Below are 18,717 nucleotides of genomic sequence, written 5' to 3' on the forward strand. Positions count from 1 at the left end.
CTGGTTGCGCAGTGCAGGGAACCACCGTGGCGTAGAATGCGCTAGGTGGGCAGATGCGGACGGGTCAGAAACATGATTGCCGGATTTGAAACGCCACTGGTGCGGATCGTTTCTTGCAGGGTTGCAGCGTGGCAATGGGCCACCACCTGGTCGCTGTGTTCGGCCCGCGACACGATGTCGATGGAAACCTCCTGCGCCAGCCCGGCCTGTGTCAGTGCCTTTGCGATCTCGGCTGCCGCGCCGACGCCCATGTAGATGGCTATGCGGGTGCCGGGTTGCAGCTGGGAAATCCAATTGGCATTCCCGGCGGCCTTCTGCGTCTGACCGGTGGCCAGCACCAGGGTGTCGCAGGTGCCGCGTTCTGTCAGAAATCCGCCAAGCGCGGCCGAGGCGGCACTGGCGGCGGTCACACCGGGCACGATTTCATAGGGGATATTGGCGGCGCTCAGGGCATCGACTTCTTCGGTGCCGCGGGCAAAGACGCCGGGATCGCCGCATTTCAGCCGTACAACCCGCTTGCCCTGCTCGGCAACGGCCACCAGCGCGGCGCAAATCTTGTCCTGTGTCCAGTGGTGCTGGCCGGGGGCCTTGCCGACATAGATGCGCTTTGCCCGCGTCGGGGCAAGCGCCAGCACTTCGGGGTCGACCAGACGGTCATAAAAGATCACATCGGCGGCCTGCAGGCGGCGCAGCCCCCGCAGGGTGATAAGATCGCAGGCCCCCGGCCCCGCCCCAACCAGCGCCACGGTCCCGACCTGTTGCCTCCCTTTGCGGTGGCGCCGCCGCGCTGGCTTATCCGGCCAGCCAAGCAACCGGCCCAGAGGATTTGCACTGCGCGGCCAAAGCGGGGGTGTTGATTGCGGCAGGCGCGGCAACAGCGGGCCGCAAAAATCGGTGATCTTGGACCAGATCCCGGCCAGTTTCTGCCCAGGACGCGGGCGGCTGGAGGCGGGCGGCAGGGGAAGGGTCTTCATAGCGAACTCCGATTTTGGTTGTGGCGCTGCTGCCAAAGGTTGGTTGCCAGCGTTGCCGCTGCGGGAAGTGTGGGGGCGGCTTGCAGGCTCCAGAGTGCGAGGGCAGCGGTGCCGGTCACGGTGGTCCGGGCAAAGGCATCATCCTGTGCGCCGGACCAGATGGCCCCCAGGTCCAGCGGGTGATCCGGTTCATGCAGGCGGCGGGCCTCTTCGTGCATCAGGGGCGCGGCGCGAGCATCCAGCTCGGCCCCCTTGCGGCGCCCAAAGATGGCGATTTCCTTGCCGGGGTGACGTTCAAACTCGCCGCCTCCACCCTTGATAACCAGCAGATTCTGATCCCCCAGCAGTGCGGCTGCCCGCGATTGAAGCCCGCGATAGGTGGGATGAAACACCCCCTGTACCGAAACCGGCGCGGCCAGCGGGTTCCACATGCGCAGCACCGTGTTGATGCAGCTGCGCAGGCCAAAGGTATCGCGCAGTTGCAGCAGGTCAAAGGCCGCAGGGTTCAGCTGTTCCAGCGGGATGTAGCTCAGACCGCCACCTTCTAGCGGCAGTTCTTGCAGGGCGCGGCGCAGATCAGCGGCGCTGCCTTGATGCGTATTCCAACCATGCAGCACCACCCGGTAGCCCGCCTGCGCCACCAGCTTGGCTGCCAGTAGAAACAGCGGCGCGCCGCGGGTGCGCCCGGCGGCATAGCAGGGCCAGTCGAGATCTGCTCCTGTTGTGGTATCTGGCAGCCGGGGGGCGGCGCGCAGCGCGGCGGTGAAACCCGCGATTTCGCTGTCGGTTTCGCCACGCAGGCGCAGCACCATCAGCAGGGCGCCGAGGGCCTCCGGGGCGGCTTTGCCTTCCAGTATCAGGGCCATGGCCGCATGGGCCTCGGCCTGGGTCAGGGGGCGGGCGCGACCCTTGCCCTGGGCCACGATGCGGACAAAGGGGGCCAGGGTCATTCGGCGGCCATCGCAACACTGTGCTGCGCGATCAGGCTGGCCAACTCGGGTTTGCAGGACCCGCAGCTGGTGCCGGCGCAGGTTGCCTCGCCCAGGGCCTGAACCGTCGTGGCCCCGGCAGTGATTGCGGCGCGCAGGGTGTTGACGCCCACATTCATGCAGGCGCAGACGCTGGCCCCCGGGTCGGGCTGATCGCCGCCGCTGCGCCCGGCCAGCGCCTGCAACGGCGGTGTTTCACTGCCAATCAGCGAGATGGCAAAGGCACGGGCCAGCGACACCGGTTCGGGCCCGGCAAAGAACAGACCTGCCAGGGTGTCGCCTTGATAAAAGGCCAGCCGGGTCTGGCGCTGATGCGGATCGCTCACTTCAGTCACCTCGCAGTCGGCCATGTTCAGCAAATCCTGCGCCAGGCCCTGCCAGCTTGATGGGGTGTTTTGCCCCGCAAATTCGCCCTGCCACCCGGTCAGCGATCGGGCGATGGCACCATAGGTGCCGCCAGGCTGAAGCGGCGAGGCCGAGGCGGCAAACCCATACCAGACGGCAGTGAATTTCTGCGCCGCAACTGCGGTGAGCTTGGAGGCAGGCTGCCCCGATATCGGGTCGGTGATCGACGGCACAAGCGCATTGATGCAGCCGGCCGTGCTGTTCTGGCGGGTCCAGTGCATCGGTGCAAAAAGCTGCCCCTGTGGACCGCGATCTGTAACCAGCGCCCGTAGGACTGCCTGGCCATAGCCGGTTTTCAAATGTACCAGATCACCTGCCTGCAGGGCCAGATCTGCGGCATCACCGGGGTGGATTTCTACATAGGGTTCGGCCAGATGCGCGCCCAGACGCGGTGCCTTGCCGCTGCGGGTCATGGTATGCCACTGGTCACGGTTGCGCCCGGTATTGAGTGTCAGACCAGATCCCTGCCTGCGGGCCGGGGCGCGAACCGTCACCATGCGGGCCTTGCCGTCGGGGTGGTAAAACCCGCCATCGGCAAAGAAGCGTTTGTTGTTTTGCGGCCATTGGGTGGGCAGCAGATTGGCGTACTCAACATCAGCAAAGACGCTGAGATCAAGATCGCGGCCAAAATCCGCAGTGGCAGAACCAAGGGCGACATATTCGGCAAAAATTTCCGCCGGGCCAGCGTAGTCGAAGGCCTTGCCCCAGCCCATGCGACTGGCGAGATCGCAAATGATCTGCCAGTCAGGCCGCGTTGCGCCGGGGGCGGGCAGAAAGGCACGCTGACGCGATATGCGGCGTTCGGAATTGGTGACAGTGCCATCCTTTTCGCCCCAGCCTGTGGCGGGCAACAAAACATCAGCGAGATCGCCAGTGTCGGTGCGCGCCATGATGTCGGAAACCACGACAAAGGGCACCTGCGCGATGGCCTCGGCGACACCTTCGGCATCGGGCAGGCTGACGGCGGGGTTGGTGGAAATCACCCAGAGCGCCTTGATCTTGCCACTGGCACAGGCCTGAAACAGATCGACAGCCTTGAGGCCGGGATGGCTGCAGATACTGGGGCTTTGCCAGAACGCCTGCACACGGGCACGGTGAGCAGGGTTTTCGATATCCAGATGGTTGGCCAGCATATTGGCGAGGCCGCCCACTTCGCGCCCACCCATGGCATTGGGCTGGCCAGTGACGGAAAAGGGGCCAGAACCGGGGCGACCAATGCGCCCGGTGGCCAGGTGGCAATTGAGGATCGCATTGACCTTGTCGGTGCCACAGCGGGATTGGTTGACCCCCTGCGAATACACAGTGACCACCTTCTGGGTTCCGGCCCAAAGCTGGTAAAATTGCGCCAGTTCCGCCTGCGTCAGGCCGCTGTCCAGCGGATCGTCCAGACGGGCCTGGGCCAGGGCGGGCGCAAAGCCGGAAACATGCGCCTGCAGGTAATCCTGGTTCAGCTGGCCGGTGTCAGCCAGATACGCCAGCAAGCCGTTGAACAGGGCGGTGTCACCATCTGGCGCAATCCGCAGGTGATGATCCGCCAGCGCCGTGGTGGCGGTCTTGCGCGGATCGATATTGACCAGTTTCATGCCAGGCCGTGCCGCCTTGGCGGCACTGATGCGCTGGTGCAGCACCGGATGGCACCAGGCCAGGTTTGATCCAACCAGCACGATCAGATCGGCCTCTTCCAGATCGCGGTAGCTGCCGGGAACGGTATCGCTGCCAAAGGCGCGTTTATGCCCCGCCACCGAAGACGCCATGCAAAGCCGGGAATTGGTGTCGATATTGGCCGAGCCGATAAAGCCCTTCATCAGTTTGTTGGCAACATAGTAGTCTTCGGTTAGCAATTGCCCCGAGACATAAAAGGCAACGCTGTCGGGACCATGGTCGCGGATGGCGGTGCTGAATTTTTCCGCCATCAGCCCCAGCGCCGCATCCCAAGAGGCCTCGCGCCCGTCGATCTGCGGCGTTAACAGCCGCCCGGCAAGGTCGATGGTTTCCCCCAGCGCCGCCCCCTTGGAACAAAGTCGGCCAAAGTTCGAGGGGTGATCCGGGTCGCCTTTGATGGTGCCATCAGCCCCGGCCAGGACACCACAGCCAACGCCACAATAGGGGCAGGCGGTGCGTGTCAGGGTCTGGTGCAGGCTCATGCGACGGCTCTGTGTTGCAGGAAATCAGCATCCAGCAGGATGCGCCCATCGCTGACCTTGGCCGGATAGGTGGCGACCTGGCCTTCATCGTCCCCCTGGGCGGCACCGGTTTCCAGCGAAATCACCCAATTGTGCAGCGGACAGGTCACCGCCTTGTCGTGCACGATGCCATCGGCCAGCGGCCCCTTTTTATGTGGGCAGGCATTGTCGAGTGCAAAGACGTCATCCGTGGCGGTGCGAAAAACCGCGACGCAGCCATGTATGGTTTTCACCAGACGCGCCCCCCGTTGCGGGATGGCGTCCAGGGCGGCGATATCAATCCAAGTGCTCATTCTGCGGCCTCCAGGCTGAGGTTGGCAAGGGGCTGATAGGGGGCGGGTTCGGCAACATGCTGGGCCCATGGATCCTTGCGATAGATGGTCTGAGACAGGTCGAAACGGGCGGCGAGGTCCGCGCGGTTGTCCAGGTCGGCGATTTGGTCCTGGATCCAGTCAAGCCCGACCTTGGCCATCCATTTATACAGACGGTCCAGGTATTTGGCATTTTCGCGATACGCCTGAGTGACGGCTTTCACCACCGCCATCACCTCTTGCTCGCTGGTGACCTGGCAGAGCAATTCGGTCTCGCGCACATCCATGCCGGCGGCACCGCCGATGCTGATCTGATAGCCGCTGTCGACGCAGACGATGCCGATATCCTTGCAGGTGGCCTCGGCGCAGTTGCGCGGGCAACCGGATACCCCAAGTTTGAGCTTATGTGGCGTCCAGGCCCCCCAAAGCGCCTTTTCCAGCTGGATGCCCAGCCCGGTGCTGTCCTGGGTGCCAAAGCGGCAGTGATCACTGCCAACGCAGGTTTTCACCGTGCGCAGCCCTTTGGAATAGGCATGACCCGAGACCATGCCAGCCTTGTTCAGATCATCCCAGATGGCGGGCAGATCTTCGCCTTTTACGCCTAGCAGATCAATGCGCTGACCGCCGGTGACCTTGACGGTGGGCACGGCAAATTTATCCGCCGCATCAGCTATGGCGCGAAGCTCATCCGGGGTGGTGATACCGCCCCACATACGCGGCACCACGCTAAAGGTGCCATCCTTCTGGATGTTGGCGTGCTTGCGTTCGTTGACAAAACGCGACTGCGGATCGTCGCGATAGTCCAGCGGCCAGTCTGCAAGCAGGTAGAAGTTTAGTGCCGGGCGGCAGACATGGCAGCCGCAGGGGGTGTTCCAGCCGCAGGCCTGCCAGACCGCTGGCATGGATTTCAGCGCCTGGCTTTTGATCATCCGGCGCACATCTTCGTGGGTCATTTCGGTGCAGGTGCACAGGGGCTGCGCCGCAGGCATGACAAAATCATCGCCGAGGGTGACGGCAAGTACCTGTTCCACCAATCCGGTGCATGTCCCGCAAGAGGCCGAGGCCTTGGTCTGGCTGCGCAGGGTGGCAAGATCGGTGGCGCCAGCGGCAATGGCATCTTCGATCAGGCCTTTGCAAATGCCGTTGCAGCCACAGATTTCCGCATCACGCGGTAAGGCTGCAACGGCCAAGAGCGGGTCCGAGGGGGTGCCTCCCTGATAGGCGGGGCCAAAGATCAGCGTGTCGCGCATCTCGGAGATATCGGCCTTGTCGCGGATCAGGCCAAAGAACCAGTTGCTGTCGGCCGTATCGCCATACATCACCGCGCCGATGACGCAGTCATCTTCGATCACTAGGCGGCGATAGACCCCGCGGGCAGGATCGCGGAACACGATGTCTTCGCGGCCCTCACCTTCGGCAAAATCACCGGCACTGAACAGATCACAACCGGTGACCTTCAGCTTGGTCGACAACTCCTTGGGGGTAAAGACGGCGGGTTCATCCATCAGGGTCTTGGCCAGTACCTTTGCCTGATCATAAAGCGGCGCCACCAGGCCAAAGAGCTGACCGTCAAATTCGACACATTCGCCAACGGCAAAGATATCCGGGTCCGAGGTTTGCAGCTGGGTATTGACCTCGACACCGCGGCCCACTGTCAGCCCGGCATCGGTGGCCAGGCGGGTTTCGGGGCGGATGCCAACGGCCATCACCACCAGATCTGCCGCTAGGGTTTCGTCGCCTTCCAGCAGCACAGCTTCGACCTTGTCCTCGCCCAGAATCGCCTTGGTCGAGGCGCGGCATTTCACCGTGATGCCGCGCTTTTCCAGATCGCGGCGCAGCAGATAGCCGGCGGCTTCGTCCAGCTGGCGCTCCATCAGGTGGCCCATCAGGTGCAGCACGGTCACATCCATACCGCGTTCGGCTAGACCCGCTGCCGCTTCCAGCCCCAGCAGGCCGCCGCCGATCACCACGGCCTTGCCGCCGGTCTTGGCGGCTTGGATCATGGCATTGGTATCATCCAGGTCGCGGTAGCTGATGACGCCGGGCAGATCCTTGCCCTGCACCGGAATGATAAAGGGTGCCGAGCCGGTGGCGATCAGCAGCTTGTCATAGGACTGGGTGCCCTGGGTGCTGGTTACGGTTTTGGCGGCGCGGTCGATTGCGGTGACATGGGTGCCAAAGTGGCAGGTCACAGTGTTGGCATCGTACCAGTCGGCATCATGGGTAACGATATCTTCGTAGGTTTTTTCGCCCGACAGGACCGGCGACAGCATGATGCGGTTATAGTTGCCGCGCGCTTCGGCGTTATAAAGCGTCACATCAAAATCAGCCTCTGCCTCGAAAAGATGTTCCAGAACACGGCCAGATGCCATGCCCGCACCAATCACAACAAGTTTCTGGGTCATGTCTTACTCCGCCGCGATGTTTGTGGGTTTCGGTTTGGGTTTGGCGCCGTGTTCGTATTCTTCCAGGAAGTCGAGAACCTCGGCGCGGTAGGTGTAATAATCTGGATGTTCCAGCAGGGCCTTGCGGGTGCGTGGGCGGGGTAGGTTCACATCGGTGATCTTGCCGATGGTGGCCTGCGGTCCGTTGGTCATCATCACCACCCGGTCAGCCAGCAGGATTGCTTCATCCACATCATGGGTGACGCAGATCGCGGTGACCTTGGTGCGGGACCAGACCTCCATCAGCACCTCTTGCAATTCCCAGCGCGTCAGGCTGTCAAGCATGCCAAAGGGTTCATCCAGCAACAGCAGTTTGGGCGAGAGCGCAAAGGCGCGGGCAATGCCGACCCGTTGGCGCATCCCGTTGGACAGACCCGAGGCTTGCTTATCCATGCTATCGGCCAGGCCAACCCGTTCCAGATAGTATTCCACCACGTCCTGACGTTCGGCCTGCGACGCATTTGGATAGACTCTATCTACCCCAATAGAGACGTTTTCCTTCGCGGTGAGCCAGGGGAAGAGGTTCGGCGACTGAAACACCACAGCGCGTTCGGGGTTGGCGCCTTCGATATGTTTGCCATCCAGCCGGATACCGCCCCTGGAGATCGGGTTCAGCCCCGCCGCCATAGTAAGAACCGTCGATTTACCACAGCCGGAATGGCCAATCAGGCTGATGAATTCCCCCTTGTTCACCTTGAGGTCAAAGTCTTCAACGACGGTGAGCGGGCCCTTGGGGGTGGGATAGACCTTATGCAGCTGCGAAAAGACCAGGTAGCGTTCTTCCAGTGCACCTTTTTGCGCCTTGGAGACGGCGCTGGGCACCCCGTGAATGGGGGTGGCATCGGGCAGCAGGCGGGTGCCTTCGATCTTTGCGGCAATGCCCACATCCATCAGATATTTGGTGACCTGGGCCCGCAGCGCCTTGAAACTGGCATCATCGTTCATCGCGCTGCGATCGCGCGGGCGCGGGATGGTGACGGGCACCGGGTCGGCCAGGGTGCCATCCGGGTTCAGTGGGATAATGCGATCCGCCAGCAGGATCGCCTCGTCCACGTCATTGGTGATCAGGATGCAGGTCTTTTTTTCCTGTTCCCAGATGTCGAGGATCTCATCCGCCAGATTGGCGCGAGTCAGGGCATCCAGCGCACTTAGCGGCTCATCCAGCAGCAACATTTCCGGGTTCATCGCCAGGGCGCGGGCGACTGACACGCGTTGGCGCATGCCGCCGGACAATTCCGCCGGACGGCGCGCCGTGGCATGGGACAGGCCAACCATGCCGACATAGTGGTCAATCTTGGCCTGACGTTCGGCTTTGGACAGGTTGGGAAAGACCGCATCGACCGCCAGGCCGATATTGCCGCCCACGGTAAGCCAGGGCATCAGCGAATAGCTTTGGAACACCAGCCCGCGTTCGGGACCGGGGGCGGTGATGGGCGCGCCTTTGAAGGTGACGTTGCCTGCATCGGGCATCTCCAGCCCGGCAATCAGGTTCATCAGCGTCGATTTCCCGGTGCCGGAAAATCCGAGGATGGCGACAAATTCGCCCTCGTTGACCTCTAGGTTGATATTCTTCAGCACCTCGGCACGGTGGGTGCCCTGGCCAAAGCTCTTGCAGACGTTTTCAAACTTGAGAATGCTCATGAAACTCACCGATTTTCTGTAAAGGTGAACATGGATTGCAGCGCGAACATCACCCGATCCAGCAGGAAACCAATGATACCGATGGTAAAGACGGCAACCATGATCTTGGCCAGTGATTGCGAGGAACCGTTCTGGAATTCATCCCAGACAAATTTGCCAAGACCGGGGTTCTGCGCCAGCATTTCAGCCGCGATCAGCACCATCCAGCCAACCCCCAGTGACAGGCGCAGCCCGGTAAAGATCAGCGGCAGGGCCGAGGGTAGAACCAGCTTGGTGATCTTGGCATAGGTCCCCATCTTCAGCACCTTGGAAACGCTGATCAGGTCCTTGTCGATAGAGGCAACCCCAAGGGCTGTGTTGATCAGGGTCGGCCAGAGCGAACACAAGGTCACGGTGATCGCCGAGACCAGAAAGGACTTGGAGAACATGCCGTCATTGGTGGCGTAAACCGCAGAAACAACCATGGTCACAATCGGCAGCCAGGCCAGCGGGCTGACGGGTTTGAAAATCTGGATGATCGGGTTGATCGCGGCATTGGCAGTGGGCGACAGCCCGGCCATGATCCCCAGCGGAATGGCAATGACAGAGCCAATCAAAAAGCCAAAGAACACGGTTTTGATAGAGGTCCAGATCTGCTGGTAATAGGTAGGTTTGCCGGTATAGCTGCGCTGACGCACCTTGTCGGGCTTGCCCTCGGCGATCAGCTTGGCGTTCCGCATATCCTGACGTTCATAAAAGGCATCGGCCTTGGCACGGGCGCGTTGGGCATCGGCGTTCAGATTGCGGGCCTGTTCCCAGACCTGGGCCGGACCGGGAATGGCACCAAGCGAGGTTTGCACCTTGGGGGCCAAGGCGGCCCAGCCGACGATGAAGATCGCAATCGCCAGCAGCGGTACCCCCAACAGGCGCCAGATTTCCCCGACCTGCGCGCGCGGATTATCCCCGGCAGCCGCCTTTAGTATCGGCGTAATCCAGGCCAGGCCGAGCACTTTGAACCAGGTGTCTGCCTTGTTTATGCGGGTGAAAAGACGGGCCCGGCGGGCTTCGGCGTTCAGGGTATCTGGGTCAATGGCGGTCATGACAGGGGGCCTATGATCTGGAGAAATATGTAAAGCGATTGCCCGCCGCCGTGACTGAAGCGCCCGGCGGCGGAACGGGGACGGACGGGGGATTAGTTCACGATGTCAGAGCCCGAGAGCGTCTGATCACCTTTGAGGCCAATCGGCAGGCTGTCGAGATAGGCGTTCGGGCTGCGCCCGTCGTAGGCAATCCCATCGATGATATCTGCCGCCGGGGTTGGTGCCTTGTAGCCATCGCTGTCCCAGGGGAAATCTGCCTCATTTGCCTGGTTGTCATCCACCAGCATGCGGGCGGCCTGCAGGTAGATATCGGGGCGGTAGACCGATTTGGCGGTGTCGTGGAACCAGGCATCGGTCTGCGCAGTGGCGATCTGACCCCAGCGGCGCATCTGCGTCAGGTACCAGATGGCATCGGAATAATAGGGGTAGGTAGCGTTGTGGCGGAAGAAGACGTTGAAGTCGGGCACGTCGCGGATGTCACCCTCTTCATATTCAAAGGTGCCGGTCATGGAATTGGCGATCACCGCCTCATCGGCTCCAACATATTCAGACCGCGACAGAATCCCGACCGCTTCGGCGCGGTTGGCGTTATTATCTGCGTCCAGCCAGATCGCCGCCCGGATCAGCGCCTTGGTCAGGGCTAGGGTGGTATTGGGGTTTTCTTCAACAAATTCAGCCGAAAGCCCAAAGACCTTTTCCGGGTTGTTTTTCCACAGCTCATAATCGGTGATCACTGGAACCCCGATGCCTTTGAACACCGCTTGCTGATTCCAAGGTTCACCAACGCAGTAGCCAAAGATGGTGCCCGCTTCCATGGTGGAGGGCATCTGCGGCGGGGGTGTCACGCTGAGAAAGACATCGGCACCGATCTGGCCGCTGACATCTTCGGGAGAGTAGTAGCCGGGCTGCAAGCCACCCGCAGCAAGCCAGTAACGCAGTTCATAGTTGTGGGTCGAAACCGGGAAGACCATGCCCATTTTGAAGGGAATGCCCTGATCCTTGTAATCTGCCACCACCGGTGTCAGGGCGCTGGCGCTGATTGGGTGCTGCGGGCGGCCATCCTCCATCAGGGGAATATGGGGTTTCATCTGTTCCCAGATGTCATTGGACACGGTGATGCCATTGCCGTTCAGATCCATTGAGAATGGTGTGACGATATGGGCCTCGGTGCCATAGCCGATGGTCGCGGCCAGCGGCTGACCCGCCAGCATATGGGCGCCGTCCAGTTGGCCGTCGATCACCCCATCCAGCAGCACCTTCCAGTTGGCCTGCGCTTCCAGGGTGACAAACAGGCCTTCGTCTTCAAAGTAGCCGTTTTCATAGGCCACAGCCAGCGGCGCCATATCCGTCAGCTTGATGAACCCAAGGGTGAGCTCGTCTTTTTCCAGATCCAGCATATCGGCCAGGGCGGGGCTGGCGCAGAACGCGGTGGAGGCAATAAGCCATGTAAGAGTTTTCATTGCATTGGTCCCTCTGAAACAGAAAAGCCGCTCGATTGCTGCACGCGGGAGGAGGGGCGTGCACAATCGAGCGGCTTTGCTCTTGAATTTCGTGGTCGACAGCGTCGTCAACCTGATGGGGCATCGTTGCCTTGATTTGATTGTGCGGGCCAGAGCAGCGCGGATCTAGCAAAAACCACGCTGCGCCGCTGTGGTTTTTCTGCGATGCAGCATCTGCCTAGTTTTTGGGCGAATTTTCCGCCGGAAAGTTGAATACCGCGCCACTAAAAAATCCATCCGGCCCGAGAATCATTTCCCCCGTTGTGGATGGAATGGCACTGGGTTGATGCATCGCGCCTTCGGGTTTTTGCGAAGCCAGCGGCAGATTGACCCCCAGCGGTGCCAGGGCATCGCGGTACAGATCGGTGCGGAAACAGGCACGCGCAGTGGCCCTGGCGGCGGCGTGGTCAAGCCCATGCCATCTGGATAGAAACGCGGCAATCCAGCTGGCCTGGCTCAGCCAGGGGAAATTGGCCGCGCCCTGATAGAACTGCAAAAACCGGTCGGTCTGCCGGGGCGATTGTCCCAACCGGGTGGTCAACCGCTGCGTCAGGGCGGGGTCGATAGCATGTTCAGGCAGGTCCAGATGCTGGCTGCGCGCCAGGATGCTGACCGCCAGCGGCGTGTTTTCTGGCTGATCCAGCCACTGGGCCGCCTTTGACAGGGCGCGGATCATCGCCGCGCAGGTGGCGCTGTTCTCTGCTGCCCACTGGTGGCGCACGCCAAGCACCTTTTCTGGCGCAAATTCCCATATGCGCGATCCTGGCAGGATCATCGCCGCGCCGCTTTGTTGGACGGCAACGGTGCCCCAGGGTTCGCCCACGCAGAATATGTCCAGCGCGCCACTGCGTACCGCATCGGCCATTCTTGGCGGAGGCACGGTTACGATTTCGATCTGCTCTGGCCTATAGCGGGGGGCCTGTGACAGCCAGGTCTCTAGCAGCATACGGTGCATGGAAAAGGGAAAGGGCACGCCAATGCGCAGTGGCTGCGTTGTGGCGCAGAACAGCGCCTCGGATGTGGCCTCTGGGCTGCTGAAATTATTGCGCCAGCCGGTGCTCTGCATCCGGCGCTCCAGATCGGCAGAGACGCCAATAACCGTGCCATTCACCGAAAGCACCATCAGCGCATCAACCCGTGTCGTCACGCCGCCAAGGCCCAGCGACATCGCAATCGGCATCGGGGACAGCATATGGGCAAAGTCGATCTGCCCAAAGGCCAGCCGATCGCGTAGCGCCGACCAGGAGGGCTGCTTCATCAGCTGCAGGTCCAGGCCTTCTTCGGCGGCAAAGGTCAATTCCTTGGCGATGATCAAGGGGGCGCAATCGACCAGCGGCAGGTAGCCGCAGTGTATTCGGGAGCTCTTCATTGCAACAGATCTGCGGCGGTGACCAGGGCGGCGGCTACATCGATTACCTTGCGCCCCTGATCCATCGCCGTCTTGCGCAGCAGGCTATAGGCCTCGTCTTCGGATATGTTGCGGGCGCTGATCAACAGGCCCTTGGCCCGATCAATGGTCTTGCGATCCGCCAGCGCCTGCTTGGCGGCCTCCAGTTCCGACTGCATTTTGGCAATCATGGAAAACCGGGCAATGGCGGTTTCCAGCACGGGTTTGATGCGATCCTTTTGCAAGCCGTTCACCACATAGGCGCTAAGCCCGGCGGAAATGGCAGCCTGGGTCATGGCATTGTCCGTCTGGTCGACAAACATGGCAACAGGCCGGTTGCGCGCATTGGAGACAAAGCACAGATGTTCCAGCGTGTCGCGATCAGGGTTGGCCAGATCAATCAGGATGATATCGGGGTCCTGTTGAGTGAGGGTACGTTCCAGCGCCGCGGCCGAGGCAATGACGGTCGCTGTGGTCCAGCCGCCTTCCTTCAGCGCCTCCAGGATATCTTGCGCCTTGGCGTGGTCGGCTTCCACCACGAGTATGTTTAAATCCTTGTGCACCCTGACTGGGTAGCGGCAAGGAGGGCACAAAAGCGAGCCGCCGGGGGCCGTTGCTGGTATTTGGCTACGAAACCGCAGGAACTGCACAAAAATGCGCCAGTTTGTGGGGTGGACGCCTGCAAACTGGACGCTTTGAGAACAGTTAAATTGACGAGTGCTGACGCGCCAATGCGCTGGTCCTCGCCCTCCCCTCAGTGAACGCCCTGCACAAACTCGGCCGTTTGACGCAACCAGCCGAGGGTTTCTGTTGCGGTGCAGCCCGCCGCGCGCGAGCCAATCACTCCGCAACACCGGAAGCCGCCATTCAAGTCCCTTCCCGATACTTGGCTGCCCTCTGCGCTGCCGCAAATCACTCTCGGATGCAGATGCAACGCTAACATGGGTTTAGAAAAACTAATGGCGCGAGCAATAATTTCTCGTTTGAGTGGTGCGATCTCTGCCTGTAGAGCCGCTCTTGCCCATGTGAGGGCTCAAATAATGAGGCAGACATGAAATTTCTTACAGCCGCAGCAATCACGCTGCTGTCATTCCCAGCTGCGCTTGCCGCCGCGCCCTGGACCGACGCGCAAATGCAAGAGCTGGCTGAACGCAGCTTTGCTACCGTTATCGAGGAATACAACGTGCCCGGGCTGGTTGTCGGTGTGACGCACCGCGGGCAGACCTACTATTATGCGGCGGGCCTTGCCTCTCGTGAGGACAATATTGCGACGTCCCCGGATACACTTTTCGAGCTTGGATCGGTGAGCAAACTGTTCAACGTCAGCCTAGCCGCCTTGGCTGAAGCGCGCGGCGATATGGAGCTGAACGAGCAGGTTTCCGAACGGTTGCCGGACCTTGAAGGCACCCCTTTCGGGAACTTGTCTCTGATGGATCTCGCAACTCACAACTCCGGAGGGCTACCGCTGCAGGTGCCTGAAATCGTGGCAAGCTCCGAAGGCCTCGTGAAATGGCTGGCCGATTGGCAGCCAAGCGACACAGGCTCCCGAAGCTACTCGAATATCAGCATCGGTCTCTTGGGGCATATCACAGCCAATGTCTTGTGTATGGGATATGCGGACACGGTGGAGCAGGATCTGTTTCATGAAATGGGCCTGCAAAACACCTGGGTGAATGTTCCTGAAGAAGCTATGGACCGCTACGCCTATGGCTACGATCGTAAGACGGACCTTCCTATCCGCGTCAATCCCGGGGTTCTGGACGACGAAGCCTATGGCGTGAAATCCAATGCGCGCGACATGGTGCGTTTTCTGGACCTTCATTTGGGGCACGCTGATTCTTTCGGCGACCTCAGCACTGCTCTGGAGCGAACCCGGCAGGGGCTGGCTCGGACTGACGCCTATGTTCAGAACATGATCTGGGAGCAGTATCCTTGGCCGGTCAGCATGGAACAGATGATCAAGGGCAACAGCTATGCCTATATCCTGAAGCCGCAGCCGATGCAGAAGCTCGATCCGCCTTTGCCGCCGCAAGAGAATGTCATCCTCAACAAGACCGGATCGACCAATGGTTTTGGCGCCTACGTTGCCCTTTTGCCGGGAGAGGATCTGGGGGTAGCTGTTCTGGCAAACCGGAATATCCCGAACGAAGCACGCATCCGGGCGACCTACGCCTTCATTGGGCGGGTGCTTGCAGATCAGCGGTGATGTGAACTGTACCGCCGCTTCACCAAGTAGCGGCGGCGCCGGTTTTGAAAGGGGTGTGTGAATGAAAAAAGTGTTTCTCGGGCTTGCCCTGCAGTTGGCTTGTGCCCCGCCGCTTGCTGCGCTCGATGCGTGGTCTTTGGAGAAATGCAGCATCTACACAAAGGCCTGGCGCAACTATGATGCGGGGATCCCCGAGCTCGGCACAGAATTTCGGGCTTCAAACGAAGCGTTCATCGCAAGTGGCTGCCAGGCGCGGGTTTCGGCTTGTCCAGAAAATGATACCGAATTCGAAGTTGCAGATCAGCTCAGCTGGATCATGGTCATCGAGGGGGCGCCGGGCTCATTCCTGCCCTTCTCCTGTAGTCGGCCTGCGCAAGAAGCCCGTTGATGCCGTTGCGTCTTCTCAACTTGCAGTCGCGGACCGAAAAGGCGAGGCTGATGTCGTCTGCACAATTGATCCGAAAGTCAGGAACACCAGCGCATGGACCGTCCCAATCTGCCCTTGAACGCCCTGCGCGCCTTCGAGGTCGCCGCACGGCAGGGGAGTTTTACCCAGGCGGCTGTTGAGCTGCGGGTCAGCCAGGCAGCTGTCAGCCATCAGATCAAAGGGTTGGAAGACCTGCTTGGAGTGCAGCTTTTCACCCGGACGCCGAAGGGCCTGCTCCTGACGGATGAGGCAATGGCACTGTTCCCCGTGATCAACGATAGCCTCGACCGGGTTGGGCGGGTTCTCGATGGCTTTCTGGACGGGCAGTATCAAGAGACGCTGCATGTAGGGGTTGTCACGACCTTTGCCGTCGGGTGGCTGATACCGCAACTGGCAGCTTTTCGCATCGCCCATCCGGGGATCGACCTACGCATTTGGACCAACAACAACCGTGTGGATATTTCCAAGGAAGGCTTGCATATGGCAATCCGTTTCGGCGCGGGGCGCTGGAGCGGACTGGAGGCAGTTCCTCTTTTGGAAGCACCGTTAACGCCGCTTTGCTCTCCATGGCTTGCAGAAAACCTGAAGAAGCCTGCCGACCTGCACGGACACGTTCTCTTGCGTTCCTATCGGGCGGATGAGTGGCCCGCCTGGTTTGATAAGGCTGGTACTGTCTGCCCCAACCTGTGCGACCCGATATTTGACAGTTCCATCGCCATGGCAGACATTGCCGAAACGGGGGCTGGGGTTGCGCTGCTTTCCCCGGCAATGTTTGGTGAGCGATTGGAATCTGGGCGCTTAGCCGCGCCATTTTCCGCTCAGATAGAAACCGGGCGCTACTGGCTGACACACCCTGCTTATAAGCCGCCTACACCGGCGATGATCAGCTTTAAGGAGTGGCTTCTCGACCGTCTTCCCAATGATCCCAGTCAGGCGGCACCGAAGGTGGGCCCCATTATTAAGTAAGGCCATTTTTTCGAATTGCCGGAGCCAATTGCTGCGCTAACCTCGGACCTGCGGCATAGTGCCGGTTTTGAGAAGTTGCACCGCGTCATTGAACCGGTCAACGAAGGTCGGGATTGTGGCGAAGAAGCCCAATAGAACCTATTGAAAGCCCCGACTTTGCAAAGTCCACTTTTTGCGCTTTGCCGACCTTTGAGCGACGCGCAGTATCAAGCATGACGGGCACCCGTTGACCCCTGGAAGATTGCTAGATTGTGCAGATGGAACTATTCACCCAGTAGCTTTTTGCGCTCGGCATATTCCTTGGCGTCTATCTCGCCGTTGGCAAAGCGGAGATTTAAGGCGTCCAGCGCACTATTGCTTTTCCCCTCAGTGAAACCGGCATTAGGCGCCATCCATCGTATGAGGGCCACGATCCCGACGACCAACGCGGCCAAAAGAACCAACATGAATACGGGCCCCAAGAACATGCCAAACCCATGTTCCGCATACATATGCGGGTGGCTATACCCGCCGGACGCATCAGCGACTGCGGGGGTGGCGAGTATCACTGCCAATGCGAAGTTCGAAATGCCTAGTAGTTTCATTCCCGGTTCTCCTTTGGAATACGGCAACCGCTCTTGATTGCAATAAAATCACTGGAAAACTAACTCTGTCGCTTATTCGCCGCGTTGACCCTGATCAACCTGCACAGAATTTAGCTGAGCGGTAAATCTCTTGTTTGGGCTCATTGCAGACATTGGTTGTCAAAATTGAGCTCTTGCAGCTTGAAGGTCCGCTTTGCGGAAGTCGAGACACTCTGCTCGCACATGCGGCATGTGCTTCCGCCTTCATTGCGCCAAAGGTAACTTTGGGCTGGGCTGCCGTCACCTGGCGGCGAGCGCAGCGTCTCGCAGGCAACGGAAACTCCGCTGCAACGCCGCATGGCAGCTTTGAACCCTTTAGCGAAAATTGGAAACTCGCCGCCCGAGTTATAGGACTGGGCGGCGATGAGATCAGTTCTTGTGTGCCGAAACCATCAACATCATTGGCCGTTCCATCTCTTCGACCAGCTCCGGCATCGCCGCGACCTGGTCCGGCGTCGGTGCAAACTCCTCAATCCGGTGCAGGGTGAAGCCCGTGCCGATTAGAGTGTTGATCGTAGTCGCCAGTGTTCGATGATGCTTCAACACCCCCTCAGCGAACCAGTTAGTACGACGCTCGCCCTCCGTCGAATAGCCGTTGACCGGCCAAGTCTTGCGCCCGTCCTCGTCCTCAATCCAATGCGGATGGGCCGCAGCCATGAAGATCGGGTGTTCGATGGTGAAGACCAAGTCGCCGCCGTGCGTCAGCGCGCGGTGGCTCATGCGCATCAGACGCCCAAAATCTCGGACATAATGGAATGTCAGCGCGCTATAAACCAAATCGAAGGCGGCTTCCGGCAGTTCGAGCGTGTTGAGATCGGCAATGCGATATTCGATGGCGGCATCGTTAGTGTCGGCCCGTGCCCGGTCGATCATGTTCCGCGACAGATCAAGCCCCAGGACCGAGACCGCACCGTTTTCACGGAACCAGCGGGATGCCCAACCGAAGCCGCAGCCCAGATCGGCCACACGCTTGTCTGCGACGTCCGGCAGTAACGCGCGGATGGCGGGCCATTCCGGCGCACCAGCCAGGCCCTGCACCTGCCGGGGCAACTGGCTGTAGCCAGAAAAGAATTTGGGGTCGTCGTAGATATTCTGTGCCATGTTAATCTCCAGAGAAAAAGGGAGGACGAGGCAGGTTTTCCACGCCAAGACGCCTCGTCCGTAAGGGCGAGGCCGAGGCTGGCAATCGGCGTGGTCAGGTCGCGTGATCGTCATCCCGGCATCCCGCCAAGGGGATACCGGCCAACCGGGCGACTATGTGGATGTCCTTCTCAACCATTTAAGTTACATCGAACTGAATGTTATAAATGTCAACTTCACCTCCAATTTGAACGTCCGAAATGTCCCGCATCTCTTCCATTCGATGATGTCTGGCGGCTGGACCTGCGGCAAAAGGCTCTTCCCCAAGTGCGCATGCAGCATATGTCTTCCGTCCTGCCTCTGGATCCCGTGACTTTGCAAATTCGGTCTTTCAGCCCGCTTCCGGGCTTGGACTATGAAGTTCGATCCTGCAGTGCGCTTCGCCTACTGCAGAACCTTTTTGCAACCTGATTTCTTGATTAGGGGCCGGGATCATCGCATGA

15 protein-coding genes are annotated in these 18,717 nt (G+C 60.2%); 3 read left to right on the plus strand and 12 right to left on the minus strand.

Annotated elements, in window-relative coordinates:
- Positions 1–41: 41 nt before the first annotated feature.
- The 10 genes from cobA to LRK71_RS05790 form a co-directional block, all read right to left on the minus strand.
- Entirely contained in the window at positions 42–974 is a 933-nt protein-coding gene (gene cobA, locus LRK71_RS05745) for a uroporphyrinogen-III C-methyltransferase (protein WP_232401748.1), read from the minus strand.
- The gene (locus tag LRK71_RS05750) at positions 971–1,924 is read right to left on the minus strand and encodes a glycosyl transferase family protein (protein WP_232401749.1); all 954 of its coding nucleotides are present in this window, start codon (positions 1,922–1,924) and stop codon (positions 971–973) included. The genes cobA and LRK71_RS05750 overlap by 4 nt, the downstream gene beginning before the upstream one ends.
- The gene (locus LRK71_RS05755) at positions 1,921–4,512 is read right to left on the minus strand and encodes a nitrate reductase (protein WP_232401750.1); all 2,592 of its coding nucleotides are present in this window, start codon (positions 4,510–4,512) and stop codon (positions 1,921–1,923) included. Before LRK71_RS05755 ends, LRK71_RS05750 begins: the two co-directional genes overlap by 4 nt.
- Positions 4,509–4,844, minus strand: a complete 336-nt coding sequence (gene nirD, locus LRK71_RS05760; RefSeq protein ID WP_232401751.1) for a nitrite reductase small subunit NirD — start codon at positions 4,842–4,844, stop codon at positions 4,509–4,511. Before nirD ends, LRK71_RS05755 begins: the two co-directional genes overlap by 4 nt.
- On the minus strand, positions 4,841–7,267 hold the full coding sequence (gene nirB / locus LRK71_RS05765; protein WP_232401753.1) for a nitrite reductase large subunit NirB: 2,427 nt from the start codon (positions 7,265–7,267) through the stop codon (positions 4,841–4,843). Before nirB ends, nirD begins: the two co-directional genes overlap by 4 nt.
- A gap of 3 nt (positions 7,268–7,270) precedes the next feature.
- Positions 7,271–8,947 carry an ABC transporter ATP-binding protein gene (locus tag LRK71_RS05770; protein ID WP_232401754.1) on the minus strand — a complete coding sequence of 559 codons (1,677 nt, stop codon included), beginning with the start codon at positions 8,945–8,947 and terminating at the stop codon, positions 7,271–7,273.
- A 5-nt stretch (positions 8,948–8,952) separates the two neighbouring features.
- The gene (locus tag LRK71_RS05775) at positions 8,953–10,026 is read right to left on the minus strand and encodes an ABC transporter permease (protein ID WP_232401756.1); all 1,074 of its coding nucleotides are present in this window, start codon (positions 10,024–10,026) and stop codon (positions 8,953–8,955) included.
- A gap of 92 nt (positions 10,027–10,118) precedes the next feature.
- Complete coding sequence (locus tag LRK71_RS05780) at positions 10,119–11,486, minus strand: CmpA/NrtA family ABC transporter substrate-binding protein (RefSeq protein ID WP_232401758.1); 1,368 nt, start codon at positions 11,484–11,486, stop codon at positions 10,119–10,121.
- A gap of 217 nt (positions 11,487–11,703) precedes the next feature.
- Positions 11,704–12,894 (minus strand): CmpA/NrtA family ABC transporter substrate-binding protein, encoded by a 1,191-nt coding sequence (locus LRK71_RS05785; RefSeq protein WP_232401759.1) that lies wholly within the window; start codon positions 12,892–12,894, stop codon positions 11,704–11,706.
- Positions 12,891–13,475: an ANTAR domain-containing response regulator gene (locus LRK71_RS05790; RefSeq protein ID WP_232401761.1), complete on the minus strand. Its 585-nt coding sequence runs from the start codon at positions 13,473–13,475 to the stop codon at positions 12,891–12,893. Before LRK71_RS05790 ends, LRK71_RS05785 begins: the two co-directional genes overlap by 4 nt.
- 488 nt (positions 13,476–13,963) lie before the next feature.
- On the opposite strand from LRK71_RS05790, the gene ampC reads away from it, so the two are divergent.
- The 3 genes from ampC (at position 13,964) to LRK71_RS05805 (ending at position 16,511) form a co-directional block, all read left to right on the plus strand.
- Complete coding sequence (gene ampC / locus LRK71_RS05795; protein ID WP_232401763.1) at positions 13,964–15,118, plus strand: class C beta-lactamase; 1,155 nt, start codon at positions 13,964–13,966, stop codon at positions 15,116–15,118.
- A gap of 61 nt (positions 15,119–15,179) precedes the next feature.
- Entirely contained in the window at positions 15,180–15,506 is a 327-nt protein-coding gene (locus LRK71_RS05800) for a hypothetical protein (RefSeq protein ID WP_232401765.1), read from the plus strand.
- Between the two features lie 93 nt (positions 15,507–15,599).
- Positions 15,600–16,511 carry a LysR family transcriptional regulator gene (locus tag LRK71_RS05805; protein ID WP_232401767.1) on the plus strand — a complete coding sequence of 304 codons (912 nt, stop codon included), beginning with the start codon at positions 15,600–15,602 and terminating at the stop codon, positions 16,509–16,511.
- Positions 16,512–16,774: 263 nt separating this feature from the next.
- Here LRK71_RS05805 and LRK71_RS05810 read toward each other — a convergent pair whose 3' ends face one another.
- Both LRK71_RS05810 and LRK71_RS05815 read right to left on the minus strand, forming a co-directional pair.
- Positions 16,775–17,095 carry an SHOCT domain-containing protein gene (locus tag LRK71_RS05810; RefSeq protein ID WP_232401769.1) on the minus strand — a complete coding sequence of 107 codons (321 nt, stop codon included), beginning with the start codon at positions 17,093–17,095 and terminating at the stop codon, positions 16,775–16,777.
- 408 nt (positions 17,096–17,503) lie between these two features.
- Positions 17,504–18,235, minus strand: a complete 732-nt coding sequence (locus LRK71_RS05815; protein ID WP_232401771.1) for a class I SAM-dependent methyltransferase — start codon at positions 18,233–18,235, stop codon at positions 17,504–17,506.
- Between the last annotated feature and the right edge of the window lie 482 nt (positions 18,236–18,717).

The sequence above is a fragment of the Pseudophaeobacter flagellatus genome, from assembly GCF_021228235.1.
GTDB classification, from domain to species: domain Bacteria; phylum Pseudomonadota; class Alphaproteobacteria; order Rhodobacterales; family Rhodobacteraceae; genus Pseudophaeobacter; species Pseudophaeobacter flagellatus.

Bases quoted from the DNA above. Each gene is read 5' to 3' on its own strand.
- nirB (WP_232401753.1), bottom strand. From the start codon at position 7,267: ATGACCCAGAAACTTGTTGTGATTGGTGCGGGCATGGCATCTGGCCGT.
- LRK71_RS05775 (WP_232401756.1), bottom strand. From the start codon at position 10,026: ATGACCGCCATTGACCCAGATACCCTGAACGCCGAAGCCCGCCGGGCC.
- LRK71_RS05780 (WP_232401758.1), bottom strand. From the start codon at position 11,486: ATGAAAACTCTTACATGGCTTATTGCCTCCACCGCGTTCTGCGCCAGC.
- LRK71_RS05805 (WP_232401767.1), top strand. From the start codon at position 15,600: ATGGACCGTCCCAATCTGCCCTTGAACGCCCTGCGCGCCTTCGAGGTC.
- LRK71_RS05755 (WP_232401750.1), bottom strand. From the start codon at position 4,512: ATGAGCCTGCACCAGACCCTGACACGCACCGCCTGCCCCTATTGTGGC.
- LRK71_RS05810 (WP_232401769.1), bottom strand. From the start codon at position 17,095: ATGAAACTACTAGGCATTTCGAACTTCGCATTGGCAGTGATACTCGCC.
- LRK71_RS05770 (WP_232401754.1), bottom strand. From the start codon at position 8,947: ATGAGCATTCTCAAGTTTGAAAACGTCTGCAAGAGCTTTGGCCAGGGC.
- ampC (WP_232401763.1), top strand. From the start codon at position 13,964: ATGAAATTTCTTACAGCCGCAGCAATCACGCTGCTGTCATTCCCAGCT.
- LRK71_RS05785 (WP_232401759.1), bottom strand. From the start codon at position 12,894: ATGAAGAGCTCCCGAATACACTGCGGCTACCTGCCGCTGGTCGATTGC.
- LRK71_RS05750 (WP_232401749.1), bottom strand. From the start codon at position 1,924: ATGACCCTGGCCCCCTTTGTCCGCATCGTGGCCCAGGGCAAGGGTCGC.
- nirD (WP_232401751.1), bottom strand. From the start codon at position 4,844: ATGAGCACTTGGATTGATATCGCCGCCCTGGACGCCATCCCGCAACGG.
- LRK71_RS05815 (WP_232401771.1), bottom strand. From the start codon at position 18,235: ATGGCACAGAATATCTACGACGACCCCAAATTCTTTTCTGGCTACAGC.
- LRK71_RS05800 (WP_232401765.1), top strand. From the start codon at position 15,180: ATGAAAAAAGTGTTTCTCGGGCTTGCCCTGCAGTTGGCTTGTGCCCCG.
- cobA (WP_232401748.1), bottom strand. From the start codon at position 974: ATGAAGACCCTTCCCCTGCCGCCCGCCTCCAGCCGCCCGCGTCCTGGG.